The following is a 14,659-nucleotide window of genomic DNA, read 5'->3' as shown; positions in this document are numbered from 1 at the left end:
CCTCCCCACACGCGGGGGAGGGCTTCCAGAATCTCTGACCGCGATCAGAGGCTGTTCCCACAACGCAAAAGGCCGCCTCTCGGCGGCCTTCTCGTGTCCCGGCGGGAGCCCTCAGACGCCGGCGACGCGGCGCGCGGACTTGAAGCGGGTGGCCCAGTATCCCGAGTCGAGCTCGGAAACCATGACATCCTTGCCGGTGCGCGGTGCATGCACGAAGCGGCCGTCACCCAGATAGATGCCGACGTGGTCGATACGGTTGCCACGACGACCGAAGAACACCAGGTCGCCAGCAGTGAGTGCCGTACGTTCGACGCGCTCGCCGTTCTGCGCCATGTCGCGCGAGACGCGCGGCAGGTCGATGCCCAGCGCGGTCCGGAATACGTAGCCCACCAGGCCGCTGCAATCGAAGCCGCTGTCGGGGCTGGAGCCGCCCCAGCGATACGGGGTGCCGATGAAGCTCAGGGCGCGCTTGAGCAGGCCCTCGACCCGACCGTCTGCCTGGACCGGCTGGTCGACGTCCATTGCGATCAACTGGTTGATGTCGCTGGCCAGCAGCATTTCCGGCTGGGCGAGCTGCGCGGTCGGGGCGGTGAGGGCGCGCGCGACCGAGGTGGTCGCTTCGATCTGGTCGGCGGAGTCGCCGGCCAGACCGGGGCCCGCGAAAACGGGGGCTGCGGCGATAGAGAGAACGCTTGCGACAAGGGCATTGCGGAGGCGGCGGTGGCGTGCGGCGCGGGCGCCTGGCGTTGCGTTTGTCATCGTCACGTGGGTTTCACATTGTCGCGGACCAGCGGGGGAAGCTACCGGACGAGGGTGTGAAAGTTGTTAAATGAAAATTAATGAATGCGTACAAGTGCTCGTTTTTGAACAGAAATCGGTGAAGAGCGTGTGCAGAAACGGGTGCGTGCTTCAGGCCCGGCGCTGGAGGCGGAGGCATAAAAGTAGTCTGCATGAACATGAATGCGCCTTGCAGGCGGTGACGCGGCGGATCTGTATGACGCGGACGTTTGCGTGATGGAAGGCCGGATCTGCACGCGTGATGGCCGGGGGGCATACCCCCCGCATCGGGGAGGTTTCGGAGCGCCAGGCGCAAGCTACCGGAGGCCTGGTTCCGAATGGGCTCTAGGGAAGGTCTGAACAATTCCGCTTCTGGCCGTCATTCCCGCGGGCATCCAGCGTCTCTGGCTTGCAAGGGCTTGAAGTCACTGGATCCCCGCCGTCGCGGGGATGACGCCAGTTATTCAGACCTTCCCTAGTGCAGGACGCGCTTGGAACCGGAGTAGTTACGCTGCCAATAACTGCCGTCGAGATGATCCAGCCGCACGGTGCCCCCCGTGCTCGGCGCGTGCACGAACCGGCCCTCGCCGATATAGATGCCCACGTGACTCACGTTGCCGCCACTGCCGAAGAACACCAGATCGCCGGTGGTTAGACGGCCGGGTTCGATCTTCGGGCCCTGCCAGGCGAACAGTTCACGCGATGTCCGCGGCAGGCGCAGGTCCAGCATGTCGCGGAAGACGTAGTTCACCAGGCCGCTGCAGTCGAAGCCGCCCTCCGGCGTGTTGCCGCCGTAGCGGTAGGGCGTGCCGACGAGGCTGATCGCCCGCATCAGCACCGCGTTCGCCGCCGCCGGGTCGGCCGGCGCGACCGGCGTCCAGGTACGGGTCGCGGCCTGCGGCTTTGCCGCAGGCGGGGTGGGGCGCACATCGCCGCGGCCGCAACCGGCCAGCGCTACGGCACCTATGATCAGCGGAAACAGCCAGCGGCGCGCAGCGGTTGGCGCCGGCGTGCCGGAGTCCGGATAATGCGGGGTTGATTGCATGGGGCGCCCGGTGGATTGCATCGCGGCATCCTGCCCCACCACACCTTCCTCCTCAAGCGGCGTTGCCGCGCTATCCGGATATTCCAGCAATGAAGATCGAGAAAGACCGCGTCGTCCGTTTCCACTACAGCGTGGCCGAGGCCGGCCAGGAGCCGGTGGAGACCTCGCGCGAGCGCGAGCCGCTGGCCATCCTGTTCGGCCACGGCAACATCATCCCGGGACTGGAAAAGGCGATGGACGGCCGCGAGGCCGGCGAAACCTTCAAGGCCGACGTGACCGCGGCCGACGCCTACGGCGAGCGCCGTGACGGCATGACCCAGCGCGTGCCCAAGAAGCATTTCGGCGACCAGCGGCTCTCGGTCGGCCAGCAGGTCGTGCTCAACACGAGCTTCGGCCCGCGTGCGGTGACGATCGAGAAGATCGGCATGAGCGTGGTCGACGTGGACCTCAATCACCCGATGGCCGGCAAGGATCTGCAGTTCGATATCGAGATCGTCGAAGTGCGCGAAGCCTCGGCCGAGGAAGTCGAGCACGGCCACGTGCACGGCGACGGTGGTCACCAGCACTAAGGCCTGCTGCAGCGTCCGCCGCAGGCGCGGCCCACTGCGATGCGGCGGACGGCAACAAAGCGCTACCTATAGATTGATTCGATACGGGCGGGCTCCGGGCACCGCGGGCGCGGTGACTGGCACGCGCAGCGGGACATGGGGCAGGCTCCGGGGATGATCCGCGCCGCCGGCAATCGCCCGGTGGTGCCCATATCGCGAGGACCGCAGGATGCAGACACAAGCCGCGCTTGGACCGGTGCCCACCGGCGAACGTCTCGAAGTCATGGACGTGCTGCGCGGGATCGCGCTGCTCGGCGTGTTCGCGATGAACATCGAATGGTTCAACCGGCCGATGCAGCAGATGGGTTCGGGCATTCCGGTCGATGCGACGGGGCTCGATTACGCGGTGGCGTGGGTCGTATACGTGTTCGTCGCCGGCAAGTTCTGGACGATGTTCTCGCTGCTGTTCGGCATGGGTTTCGTGCTGATGAGCGGGCGGATCACTGCCGCGGGGCTGTCGGTCGAACGTGTCTACCTGCGCCGGATGGCGGCGCTGCTGTTGTTCGGCGTGCTGCACATCGTGCTGCTGTGGCCAGGGGACATCCTGCATACCTATGCGATCGCCGGCGCCATCCTGATGGCGATGCGGACGATGGCGCCCAAGTGGCAATTGCTGACCGGCCTGCTGCTCTATGCCGGGATTGCGGCCTGCTATCTGTTGTTCGCCGCCGTCATGTTCTTGCTGCCTGAGGCCACACTGGTCGAGCTGACCGCACCGATCGCGGCCAGCGCCGAGCGCGCAGCAAGTGTTTATCCCGACGGCGGCTTCGGTGCGGTGCTCGTGCAGCGCGTCAGCGACTACGCGCAGATCGGCCTGATGGGCCAGACGATGCTGGTGCCGATGGTGCTGGGCGTGTTCCTGATCGGCAGCTGGCTGATGTCCGGCGGCTGGCTGCAGGCACCGGCCGCGCAGCGCCGGTTCTGGTGGCGCCTGCTGGCGATCACTCTGCCGATGGGTCTGCTGTTCACCGCGCTCGGTGTCAGCGTCGGCACGACGTTCGCCCTGGGCGCGATGGATCCGCGCGGGATTCTGGCGCAGGGCCTGATGCTGTGCGGCGCGCTGTCGATGTCGCTGGCCTATATCGCGCTGATCGTGCTCGCCTGGACCAGCGCCACGGGCGCGCGCGTGCTCGGCGTGTTCGCGCCGGCCGGACGCATGGCGTTGACGCATTACCTCGGCCAGTCGCTGATCTGCTCGCTGCTGTTCTACGGCTACGGATTCGGCTTGTGGGGTGAACTCGGCCGCGCAGCGCAGACCGGCATCGTGCTGGGCGTATTCGCGCTGCAGATCGCGGTCAGCCACCTCTGGCTGTCGCATCACCGCCATGGGCCGATGGAGTGGACCTGGCGCTGGCTGACCTACGGACGGCGTCCGGGTTGGCGGCGCATTCCCGCCCTGCCGTGAGCGACCCGGCTTGAACGCGCGTGACGATGTGCTGATCGTCGGCGGCGGGGTCATCGGCCTCGCCAGTGGCATCGCGCTGCTGCAGGCCGGTCGCAGCGTCCGCGTGCTCGAGGCCGCCACTGCCGGTAGCGGCAGCTCACACGGCAACTGCGGCACGATCACGCCGAGCCACGCCGCGCCGCTCGCCGCGCCCGGCACCGTCGCCAAGGCGCTGCGCTGGATGCTGATGCCCGACGCGCCGTTCCGGGTGAGCCCGCGCGTTGACCCGGTGTTGTGGCGCTGGATGATCGGCTTCGCACGCCACTGCAACCGGCCCGACTGGCTGCGCGCAATGCACGCGCGCTCGACGATCCTCGAAGCCTCGCGCGCCGCGTTTCCGGACTGGCTGGACGCACTGGGCATCGACTGCGAATTCGAAGCCTCCGGCGTTGATTACGTTTATCGCGACCGAGCCGATTTCGATGCCTTCGAGGACGAGGCCACGCAGCTGCGCGCACTGGGCGTCGCGGTCGAACGCATCGACGGCGCCGACTATCTGCGCCAGGAGCCGGCCTTGCGCGAGGGCGTGGTCGGCGCGATCCGCTTTCCTGGTGATGCGCGCCTGCGCCCCGATCGCTATGTCGCAGGTCTCGCCCAGGCGTTCCGCGCGCTGGGCGGCGAGCTGGTCGAGCATTGCGAAGTGCGCTCGATCGAGGACACCGGCGACGACGTGCGCGTGGACACCAGCCAAGGGGTGCTGAGCGGGCGCGATCTGCTGCTCGCGACCGGCGCCTGGTCGCCGCTGCTCGCCAAGTCGCTGCGGCTGCGGGTGCCGGTGCAGCCGGGCAAGGGGTACTCGATCACCTACTCGCGTCCGTCGATCGTGCCGCGCAGACCGATGGTGCTGCACGAGCGCAGCGTCTGCGTGACGGTCTGGGACAGCGGCTTCCGGCTCGGCAGCACCATGGAATTCTCCGGCTACGATCGTTCGCTCAACCGCGTGCGCCTCGACGCGCTGGAACGCGCCGCGCGCGAATACCTGCACGAACCGGTCGGCCCGGTGCGCGAGGAAGAGTGGTACGGCTGGCGCCCGGTCAGCATCGATGACGTGCCGATTCTCGGCCCCGCGCCCGGCCATCGTCACCTCTGGCTCGCGACCGGCCATGGCATGCTCGGGGTCAGCATGAGCGTGGCGACCGGACAACTGATGAGCGATCTGATCTGCGGCCACGCGCCGCGTTTCGACCCCGCGCCCTACGCGCCGGCGCGGTTCGCATGAGCGCCTCGCAACACGACGATTCCACGCTGCTGCACTTCGACCTCATCGTCATCGGCGGGGGCTCCGGTGGTCTGGCCGCAGCATTCCGCGCCGCCGAATACGGCCGGCGCGTGGCGTTGCTCGAGCCGCAGCCGCTCGGTGGCACCTGTGTCAATGTCGGTTGCGTGCCGAAGAAGGCGATGTGGCTCGCGGCCGATCTGCGCCTGCGCCTGGAGCAGGCAGCGCGGCTGGGCTTCGACCTGCCGATGGATGCGCATGTCGCCTTCGACTGGCCGTCCTTCATCACCGACCGTCAGCGCTACATCCACGGCATCCATGACAGCTATCGCAAGCGGCTCGATCGCGACGGTATCCTCGTGCTGCCGACGCGTGGGCGGCTTGCCGGGCGCGACCGCGTCGAGTGCGACGACGGTACCTGTCTGACCGCGCCGTACATCGTGCTGGCCGCCGGTTCACATCCGCAGCGTCCCGATATCCCGGGCGCCGCGCTGGGCGCGATCTCCGATGATTTCTTCCGCTGGTGCGAGGCGCCGCCACGCGTGGCGATCATCGGGGGCGGCTATATCGCCATCGAACTCGCGGGCGTGCTGCAGGCGCTCGGCAGCCAGGTGGACGTGTTCGTGCGCGAGCAGCGCCTGCTGCGCCAGGCCGATGCCGAACTCGTCACGCAGCTGCAGGAGAACTATTGCCAGCAGGGCATCGATCTGGTGTTCGGCTACGGACTCAAGGCCCTGCATCGCGACACCGACGGCCTGCGCCTCGAAGCCGAGGACGGGACGTCGCGCGGTGGCTACGACGAAGTGCTGTTCGCGACCGGCCGTCGTCCGAACACGGCGGATCTCGGACTCGACACCGTCGGCATCACGCCCGACGCCGCCGGCAACATTCCGGTGGACGCATGGCAGGCCACACCGGCGCCGGGTGTGTATGCGGTCGGCGACATCTGCGGCTGCGGACCGGCGCTGACCCCGGTCGCAATCGCAGCAGCGCGTCGCCTGTGCGATCGCCTGTTCGGCGGAAAACCTGACGCGAAGCTCGATGCCGACAACGTGCCGTCGGTGGTGTTCTCGCATCCGCCGCTGGCCATGGTCGGCCTGACCGAAGTGCAGGCGCGCGCGACCCATGGCGAGGACGTGCACGTGTATCGCAGCAATTTCCGCCCGATGCGCGAGGCGCTGGCCGAATCGAGCCAGCGCAGCCTGTTCAAGCTGGTCTGCGTCGGCGACGAACGTCGCGTGGTCGGCATCCACCTGCTCGGGGATACGGCCGACGAGATCCTGCAGGGTTTCGCGGTCGCGCTGAAGATGGGCGCAACCCTCGACGATCTACACGACACGATCGCGATCCACCCCACCAGCGCCGAGGAAGTGGTGCTGATGCGCTGAGCGCCGGCGCGACCGGACCGCGCCTACAATGCGCCGATGCGCACCGACCTCTTCGACCTCCATCGCGGCGACGCGCCGCTGCTGATCAGCGTTCCGCACAACGGTACGCACGTGCCCGATGCGATCGCCTCGCGGCTGACCGACGAAGCGCGTCGCGTGCCCGACACCGACTGGCACGTCGCCGATCTCTACGCGTTCGCACGCGAACTCGGCGCTTCGATGCTGGTGCCCACGCATTCGCGGTACGTCGTCGACCTCAACCGGTCCGAGGACGACGTCTCGCTGTATCCCGGTCAGAACACGACCGGTCTGTGCCCGGTGGTGCGTTTCGACGGCGGCCCGGTGTACCTGCCGGATGCAGCGCCGACGCCCGACGAGGTCACCGCGCGCGTCGACACCTACTGGCGCCCGTATCACGCAGCGCTTGCCGAAGAGATTGCGCGCCTGCGCGCCGCACACGGCCGGGTGGTACTGTGGGAAGCGCATTCGATCCGCGGCACGCTGCCGTTCCTGTTTGAAGGTCCGCTGCCCGACCTCAACCTCGGTACGGCCAGCGGCGCGAGCTGCAGCCCGGAACTGGAAGCGCGCATGACCGCCCAGCTCGCCGCGCAATCGGCGTTCGGTTATGTCGCCAACGGCCGCTTCAAGGGCGGCCACATCACCCGGCACTACGGACAGCCGAAGACCGGCGTCGAAGCCGTGCAGCTGGAAATCAGCCAGCGCTGCTACATGGAAGAAGACACGTTCGCCTGGGACAGCGCACGCGCGGCTCGCCTGCAGCCGCTGCTGCGCACGTTGATCGAAGACGCGATCGGGCATGCCATCGGAGGCACCCGCCGCGCATGAGCGAGGTGCGCGCCCGGGATGCGGAGCTGCTGCGGCCGTTCAAGCCGATGCTGTGGCTGGTCGCCGCCGCGGTGTTCATGCAGATGCTCGACACCACGATCGTCAACACGGCGCTGCCGTCGATGGCGGTCGATCTGGGCCAGTCGCCGCTGCGCATGCAGTCGGTCGTCGTCGCGTACGCGCTGACGGTAGCGATGCTGATTCCGGCCTCGGGTTGGCTCGCCGACCGCTTCGGCACACGGCGTCTGTTCTTCGCGGCGATCGTGCTGTTCTCCGCGGGTTCGCTGGCCTGCGCGCTGTCGCAGACCCTCGATGCGCTGGTCGCCTCCCGCGTGCTGCAGGGCGTCGGCGGGGCGATGATGATGCCGGTCGGGCGATTGGCGGTGCTGCGCGCGGTGCCGCGCACGGCGTTCCTCGCGGCGATGAGTTTCGTCACCGTGCCCGGCCTGATCGGCCCGCTGATCGGCCCGGCGCTCGGCGGCTGGCTGGCCGATGTCGCATCCTGGCACTGGATCTTCCTGATCAATCTGCCGTTGGGCGTGCTCGGCGCGATCGCCGCCCTGAAGTGGATGCCGGACCTGCGTGCGCCGGTGTCGCGTTTCGACCTGCCGGGCTACGCGATGCTCGCGTTCGGCATGATCGCGATCTCGCTGTCGGTCGAGGCCCTGTCGGGCAATGCGGCGCGGCATGCGGCCCTGGTCGTGCTGCTGGTCACCGGCCTTGCCGCGCTGGTCGCGTACTGGCTGCACGCCGCGCGTGCGGTCGCGCCGCTGTTTCCGCTGACGCTGTTCCGCACGCGCACTTTCAGCGTGGGTCTCCTCGGCAACCTGTTCGCGCGCCTCGGCAGCAGCGGCATGCCCTACATGATTCCGCTACTGCTGCAGGTCGCGCTCGGCTATCCGCCGACCCGTGCCGGGTTGATGATGATTCCCGTCGCGCTGGCCGGCATGTTCTCCAAGCGCATCGTGGTGCCGCTGGTGCAGCGCTTCGGCTACCGCAATGTGCTGGTGGTCAACACCGTGCTGACCGGTCTGACGATGGCGAGCTTTGCGCTGGTCGACGTGGGCCAGCCGACTTGGTTGCACATCGTCCAGTTCGCGATCTTCGGCGCGGTGAACTCGCTGCAGTTCACGGCGATGAACACTCTGGCGCTGCGCGACCTGTCAGGCCCCGAAGCGAGCGCAGGCAACAGTCTGCTGTCGATGGTGATGATGCTGGCGATGAGTCTGGGCGTCGCCACGGCCGGCGGGCTGCTCGGTGCCTTCAGCGGTGAGCCGGTCGGCGATGCGCCGGTGCTCGCGGCGTTCCGCTGGACTTTCGTCTGCATCGGCGCATTGACGCTGGCGTCGGCGGCAATCTTCGCCCAGCTCGGCCGCACCCATCGCATTCCCGGGCGCGTCGTCGACACCAGCGATCAGGCCTGACGCGATGCCTGTTTGACCGCGCGCAGTTCCCACAGCAGGTACGGTGCGCGCGGCGTATGCGCGCGACCGCGCATCCAGCGCAGCCAGCGGCGCAGCGCGCGGGCGGCGAGCTTTCGGGGGGCGTGGTTTTCAGGCGAGCCGGGCAGGGCGCTGTAGGCGGCACCGCGCTCGGTCCGGACGACCCGCACGATCTCGAAATGCCCGTGGAAGCCGTACATGCGCCCGTCGGGGTAGGGCCCGCAGAAGTACGCGTGGCTGTCGTCGGTGATGATGTTGACGTGGGTCGGATCGACGAAGGCGTCGGTATGCGGGAACGCCGGCGTGAGCGCATACATCCGGCCGTCGTGCGCCAGTACGCGCCAGATCTCGTTCATCAGCTCGATGAAGGGAAAGCGCGTGCCCCCCCAGACCGTCGGGAAAGATCCGCGGCACGTGCTCGATGAAATCGAAAGCCGACACCGAGCCGAAGCTGTCGTCGGGATATGGAATCGGCGCGACCACGAGATTCGCGGTGCGGTGTTCGTGGCCGACATCTCCGTCAGGCGCGCGGATGTCGATGCCGCACAGCTGGGCACGACCGTACGGGTTGCGCGGGGCGTCGCCGCAGCCGAGATCGAGGTGGCGGTCGGGGCATGCCATCGTCGAAGTGTGCCGCGAAACGCGTATTCAGGCGTTACGCGGCGGTTACGCCGCAGCTGGCTGTCGGTCGCGTTGAATGCGCTGCGCGGCCACGGTCGTCGCGATCGTCAGACTTCCAGCGTCGCCAGATCGCCCTTGGTCTCCAGCCATGCCTTGCGGTCGCCGGCACGCTTCTTCGCCAGCAGCATGTCGACCAGCGAGCGCGTCTGCAGATCGTCGTCGATCGTCAGCTGCACCAGGCGGCGCGTGTCCGGATGGATCGCCGATTCACGCAGCTGCGAGGGATTCATCTCGCCCAGACCCTTGAACCGGGTCACGTTGATCTGGCCCTTGAGCTTCTCGCGCGCGATCTTCTCCAGCAGCAGGCGCTTCTCTTCTTCGTCCAGCGCGTAGAACACCTGCTTGCCCACGTCGACGCGGAACAGCGGCGGCATCGCGACGAAGATGTTGCCGGCCGCGACCAGCGCCGGGAAATGGCGCAGGAACAGCGCGCACAGCAGCGTCGCGATGTGCAGGCCGTCGGAGTCGGCATCGGCCAGGATCACGACCTTGCCGTAGCGCAGGCCGGAGATGTCCTCCTTGCCCGGATCGCAGCCGATCGCGATCGCCAGGTTGTGCACTTCCTCCGATGCCAGCACCGAGGTGCTCGCCACTTCCCAGGTATTGAGGATCTTGCCGCGCAGCGGGAGGATCGCCTGGAAATCCTTGTCGCGCGCCTGCTTGGCGCTGCCGCCGGCCGAATCGCCTTCGACGAGGAACAGTTCGGTACGCGAGAGATCCTGGCTGATGCAGTCGGCCAGCTTGCCCGGCAGCGCGGGTCCTTGCGTGACCTTCTTGCGGACGATCTGCTTCTCGGTCTTGAGCCGCGCGCTGGCGCGGTCGATCGCGAGCTGGGCGATCTTCTCTCCCAAATCCGTGTGCTGGTTGAGCCACAGGCTGAAGGCGTCGTGCGCGGCGCCTTCGACGAAGCCCGCGGCCTGGCGCGAGGACAGCCGCTCCTTGGTCTGGCCGGAGAACTGCGGGTCGGTCATCTTCATCGACAGCACGAAGGCGACGCGGTCCCAGACGTCTTCCGGTGCCAGCTTGACGCCGCGCGGCAAAAGATTGCGGAAGTCGCAGAACTCGCGCAGGGCGTCGGTGAAGCCGGTGCGCAGGCCGTTGACGTGGGTGCCGTGCTGCGCGGTCGGGATCAGATTGACGTAGCTCTCCTGCACCAGTTCGCCATCGACCACCCAGGCGACCGCCCAGTCGACGGTTTCGGTGTCTTTCTTCAGCGCGCCGACGAACAGCTCCGGCGGCAGCAGTTCGCGCTCGGCCAGTTCGCCCTTGAGGTAATCGCGCAGTCCGTCCTCGAACAGCCACTGGTCGCGTTCGCCGGTCGCTTCGTCCAGCAGGGTGACGGTCAGGCCCGGGCACAGCACGGCCTTGGCGCGCAGCAGGTGGCGCAGGGCGCGCACGCTGAACTTCGGGCTGTCGAAATACTTCGGATCGGCCCAGAAGCGCACGCGGGTGCCGGTGTTCTTCTTGCCAACCGTGCCGACGACTTCCAGCGGCGAGGCGCGATCGCCATCGCGGAAGGTGATGCGGTGTTCGCTGCCGTCGCGTTTGATGTGTACTTCCACCAGCGTCGAGAGCGCATTGACCACGCTGACGCCGACGCCGTGCAGGCCGCCGCTGAAGGTGTAGTTCTTGTTGTTGAATTTTCCGCCCGCGTGCAGACGCGTGAGGATCAGCTCCACACCCGGAATCTTTTCTTCCGGATGGATGTCGACCGGCATGCCGCGGCCGTCGTCGGACACCTCGCAACTGCCGTCCTTGAACAGCGTGACTGCGATCTCGCGGGCGTGTCCGGCGAGCGCTTCGTCGACGGCGTTGTCGATGACTTCCTGCGCCAGATGGTTCGGGCGCGTGGTGTCGGTGTACATGCCGGGGCGGCGCTTGACCGGATCCAGGCCGGAGAGGACTTCGATGTCGGCTGCGTTGTAGCGGGTGTTCATTCGATGCTGCGCGGCGGGAATCGGCGCATGTTAAAGGAATTGCCGGTTCGCCGATTTGCCGGCCCGTCACAGCGCGAAATCGCGGGATCCGCGCCACCGCTGCGTGTAAACGGTTGCAGCGAAGTTAGAGCCTTGTGCACCCGTTGTAAGCAGGCTGTTGTTCAGTTCCCGGCCGGGTTGGAATGGCTAGGTTCGAACCGTCGAGCAGTCCAGCCGACACCCTTCATCCGCCGCTCCACTGCGGATGGCTTGCAAGACGAAACGCTGCTCCATCTTTCGAATTCAAATCCGGAGAGTCCTCATGAAGACCCGCAACGTGCTGTTCGCCGCCATCGTCGCCACCGCCTTTGCCGCCCCCGCCTTCGCCCAGGATGCAGCCGCCGAGCAGCAGGCTCGCGACGCCCAGGTTGCCGCGCAGCAGGCCGAGCAGGCTGCCCAGACCGCCGAGGCATCGGCGCAGGCGGCTGAAACCGCTGCGACCGAAGCCGATTACGCATCTGATGCAGTGAACGAGGCCTACGACGCGCAGGCCGAGGCCGCGGCCCAGACCGCTGAAGAGCCGGTGCCGCAGGTCGAGGAAGAAGAGGAAGATCCGGCCTGATCCAGGCGCCTGGCATCACCCACGGAACGCCCCGGTCATCCGGGGCGTTCTGCTGTCCGGAATGGCAGCGATGTGCGCCATCGGTGCGCCCGACCGGGCGCCATTCGGTCACAGCCTGTAGAATGGGGCTTTCCAGCGACCCGCTGTCCCCATGACGCCTCCTTCCAGTTCCATCACTCCGCTCGTGTTCGTGACCGGCGGCGTGGTCTCTTCCCTCGGGAAGGGCATCGCGGCCGCCTCGCTGGCCGCCATTCTCGAAGCCCGCGGTCTGCGGGTGACGATGATGAAGCTAGATCCGTATATCAACGTCGATCCCGGCACGATGAGCCCGTTCCAGCACGGCGAGGTCTACGTGACCGACGACGGCGCGGAAACCGACCTCGATCTCGGCCACTACGAGCGCTTCATCAACGTGCGCCTGTCGGGCAAGAATTCGATCACGACCGGCAAGATCTACGAGAGCGTGATCCGCAAGGAGCGCCGTGGCGATTACCTCGGTGCGACCGTGCAGGTCATCCCGCACATTACCGATGCGATCAAGCGCGCGATCGACGAAGCCACCCAGGGCTTCGATGTGGCGCTGGTCGAGATCGGCGGCACGGTCGGCGACATCGAGTCGCTGCCGTTCCTCGAAGCCATCCGTCAGATCCGCACCGATCGCGGCAGCGACAAGGCCGTCTTCATGCATCTGACCCTGGTGCCCTACATTGCGGCCGCCGGTGAGCTGAAGACCAAGCCCACCCAGCATTCGGTCAAGGAGCTGCGCTCGATCGGCATCCAGCCGGACATCCTGCTGTGTCGCAGCGAGCAGCCGCTGCCCGACGGCGAGCGCCGCAAGATCGCCTCCTTCACCAACGTGTCGGAGAAGGCGGTCATCTCGGCCGTCGATCTCGACAACATCCACAAGATTCCGATGTGGCTGCATGCCCAGGGTCTGGACGAGATCATCGTCGAACGCCTGCAGCTGGGCGGCAAGGCCGCGCCGCATGCGGACTTGTCGGAATGGGTCGATGTGGTCGAAGCGGTCGAGCATCCGATCGACGAAGTGACCGTCGGCGTCGTCGGCAAGTATGTCGATCACAAGGACGCCTACAAGTCGGTCGGCGAAGCGCTCAAGCACGGCGGCATCCGCCAGCGCACGCGCGTGAGCCTGAAATGGATCGAATCGCAGGACATCGAACGCGACGGCGCCGCCGCTTGGCTCGGTGATGTCGACGGCGTGCTGGTGCCCGGCGGCTTCGGAGATCGTGGCTTCGAAGGCAAGGTTCTCGCTTCGCAGTACGCGCGCGAAACCGGCCTGCCGTATTTCGGCATCTGCTACGGCATGCAGGCGGCCGTCGTCGACGTGGCTCGCAATGTTGCCGGTCTGGCCGGCGCCAACAGCACCGAGAACGACAAGCAGTCGCCGCACCCGGTGATCGGCCTGATTACCGAATGGCGCACGCAGAACGGCGAAGTGGAACGGCGCGACGAGAAGAGCGATCTCGGCGGCACGATGCGGCTGGGCCTGCAGGAGCAGCGTCTCAAACCCGGCACGAAGTCGCGCGAGGTCTACGGCCAGGATGTCGTCGGCGAGCGCCACCGTCATCGCTACGAATTCAACAACCGCTACCGCACCCAGCTCGAGGATGCCGGCCTGGTGATTGCCGCCAAGTCGATGGACGACCTGCTGGTGGAAATGGTCGAACTGCCGCAGCACCCGTGGTTCATCGCCTGCCAGGCGCACCCCGAGTTCCTGTCGACGCCGCGTGGCGGCCATCCGCTGTTCGTCGGTTTCGTTCGCGCATCGCGCGAGCGCAAAGCCGGCGGCGCGCTGCTCAAGGAGGCACACGCATGAAGCTCTGTGGATTCGAGGTCGGTCTCGACCAGCCCTTCTTCCTGATCGCAGGACCCTGCGTCATCGAGTCCGAACAACTGCAGCTCGACGTCGCCGGCCAGTTGAAGGAAATCACGTCCGATCTCGGCATCAACTTCATCTTCAAGTCGAGCTTCGACAAGGCCAACCGTACCTCCGGCACCAGCTTTCGCGGCCCGGGCATGGAAGAAGGCCTGCGCGTGCTGACTGAAGTGAAGCGCCAGCTCGGCGTGCCGGTGCTCACCGACGTGCACGAATACACGCCGATGGACGAGGTCGCCTCGGTCGTCGACGTGCTGCAGACGCCGGCCTTCCTCGTGCGCCAGACCGACTTCATCAAGAAGGTCTGCGCGGCCGGCAAGCCGGTCAACATCAAGAAGGGCCAGTTTCTGTCGCCGTGGGACATGAAGCCGGTCGTCGAGAAGGCCAAGTCCACCGGCAACGACCAGATCATGGTCTGCGAGCGCGGCGCGAGCTTCGGCTACAACAATCTGGTCAGCGACATGCGCTCGCTGGCGGTGATGCGCGAGACGAACTGCCCGGTCGTGTTCGATGCTACCCACTCGGTGCAGTTGCCGGGTGGGCAGGGCAACTCCAGCGGCGGTCAGCGCGAGTTCGTGCCGGTGCTGGCACGGGCCGCGATCGCCGTCGGCGTGGCTGGCGTGTTCATGGAAACCCATCCCAAACCCGAAGAGGCGCTCAGCGACGGCCCGAATGCGTGGCCTTTGCACCGCATGCGTGCGCTGCTGGAAACGATGCTTGAACTCGACTCCGTGACCAAGCGCGCGGGCTTTGCCGAATCCGATCTCTGACTGCAGC

The 14,659-nt window shown here is 67.0% G+C and carries 13 protein-coding genes; 9 read left to right on the top strand and 4 right to left on the bottom strand.

The window, feature by feature from the left end; all coding sequences use genetic code 11:
* Positions 1 to 111: 111 nt before the first annotated feature.
* Together J2W68_RS12890 and J2W68_RS12885 are read right to left on the bottom strand one after the other, a co-directional pair.
* Positions 112 to 759, bottom strand: coding sequence for a C40 family peptidase (locus tag J2W68_RS12890; RefSeq protein ID WP_310236530.1), 648 nt, complete (start codon positions 757 to 759; stop codon positions 112 to 114).
* Between the two features lie 493 nt (positions 760 to 1,252).
* Positions 1,253 to 1,822, bottom strand: coding sequence for a C40 family peptidase (locus J2W68_RS12885; RefSeq protein WP_310236495.1), 570 nt, complete (start codon positions 1,820 to 1,822; stop codon positions 1,253 to 1,255).
* A gap of 89 nt (positions 1,823 to 1,911) precedes the next feature.
* On the opposite strand from J2W68_RS12885, the gene J2W68_RS12880 reads away from it, so the two are divergent.
* The 6 genes from J2W68_RS12880 (at position 1,912) to mdtD (ending at position 8,748) form a co-directional block, all read left to right on the top strand.
* Complete coding sequence (locus J2W68_RS12880) at positions 1,912 to 2,391, top strand: FKBP-type peptidyl-prolyl cis-trans isomerase (RefSeq protein ID WP_310236492.1); 480 nt, start codon at positions 1,912 to 1,914, stop codon at positions 2,389 to 2,391.
* A 208-nt stretch (positions 2,392 to 2,599) separates the two neighbouring features.
* Positions 2,600 to 3,835 carry a DUF418 domain-containing protein gene (locus J2W68_RS12875; RefSeq protein WP_310236490.1) on the top strand — a complete coding sequence of 412 codons (1,236 nt, stop codon included), beginning with the start codon at positions 2,600 to 2,602 and terminating at the stop codon, positions 3,833 to 3,835.
* A gap of 10 nt (positions 3,836 to 3,845) precedes the next feature.
* Entirely contained in the window at positions 3,846 to 5,093 is a 1,248-nt protein-coding gene (locus J2W68_RS12870) for an NAD(P)/FAD-dependent oxidoreductase (protein ID WP_310236489.1), read from the top strand.
* On the top strand, positions 5,090 to 6,478 hold the full coding sequence (gene gorA, locus J2W68_RS12865; RefSeq protein WP_310236487.1) for a glutathione-disulfide reductase: 1,389 nt from the start codon (positions 5,090 to 5,092) through the stop codon (positions 6,476 to 6,478). Before J2W68_RS12870 ends, gorA begins: the two co-directional genes overlap by 4 nt.
* Positions 6,479 to 6,514: 36 nt before the next feature.
* Positions 6,515 to 7,324, top strand: coding sequence for an N-formylglutamate deformylase (hutG, locus tag J2W68_RS12860; protein WP_310236485.1), 810 nt, complete (start codon positions 6,515 to 6,517; stop codon positions 7,322 to 7,324).
* Positions 7,321 to 8,748 (top strand): multidrug transporter subunit MdtD, encoded by a 1,428-nt coding sequence (gene mdtD / locus J2W68_RS12855; protein WP_310236483.1) that lies wholly within the window; start codon positions 7,321 to 7,323, stop codon positions 8,746 to 8,748. The genes hutG and mdtD overlap by 4 nt, the downstream gene beginning before the upstream one ends.
* Here mdtD and J2W68_RS12850 read toward each other — a convergent pair.
* Together J2W68_RS12850 and parE are read right to left on the bottom strand one after the other, a co-directional pair.
* A complete protein-coding gene (locus J2W68_RS12850) occupies positions 8,739 to 9,122 on the bottom strand; it encodes a hypothetical protein (RefSeq protein ID WP_310236481.1) in 384 nt (127 codons plus the stop codon). The genes mdtD and J2W68_RS12850 overlap by 10 nt on opposite strands.
* 372 nt (positions 9,123 to 9,494) lie before the next feature.
* Entirely contained in the window at positions 9,495 to 11,384 is a 1,890-nt protein-coding gene (gene parE, locus J2W68_RS12845) for a DNA topoisomerase IV subunit B (RefSeq protein WP_310236479.1), read from the bottom strand.
* Between the two features lie 301 nt (positions 11,385 to 11,685).
* Here parE and J2W68_RS12840 point away from each other — a divergent pair, with 301 nt between their 5' ends.
* From J2W68_RS12840 to kdsA, 3 genes are all read left to right on the top strand, one after another.
* On the top strand, positions 11,686 to 11,985 hold the full coding sequence (locus J2W68_RS12840; protein ID WP_310236477.1) for a hypothetical protein: 300 nt from the start codon (positions 11,686 to 11,688) through the stop codon (positions 11,983 to 11,985).
* A 172-nt stretch (positions 11,986 to 12,157) separates the two neighbouring features.
* Entirely contained in the window at positions 12,158 to 13,822 is a 1,665-nt protein-coding gene (locus J2W68_RS12835) for a CTP synthase (protein WP_310236528.1), read from the top strand.
* Positions 13,819 to 14,652 carry a 3-deoxy-8-phosphooctulonate synthase gene (gene kdsA, locus J2W68_RS12830; protein WP_310236475.1) on the top strand — a complete coding sequence of 278 codons (834 nt, stop codon included), beginning with the start codon at positions 13,819 to 13,821 and terminating at the stop codon, positions 14,650 to 14,652. Before J2W68_RS12835 ends, kdsA begins: the two co-directional genes overlap by 4 nt.
* Positions 14,653 to 14,659: the final 7 nt, after the last annotated feature.

This window comes from Luteimonas terrae (genome assembly GCF_031457535.1).
In the GTDB taxonomy this organism is placed as follows: domain Bacteria; phylum Pseudomonadota; class Gammaproteobacteria; order Xanthomonadales; family Xanthomonadaceae; genus Luteimonas; species Luteimonas terrae_A.
The sequence above is the reverse complement of the archived record's forward strand: the minus strand, read 5'-3'. Positions and strand labels throughout refer to the sequence as shown.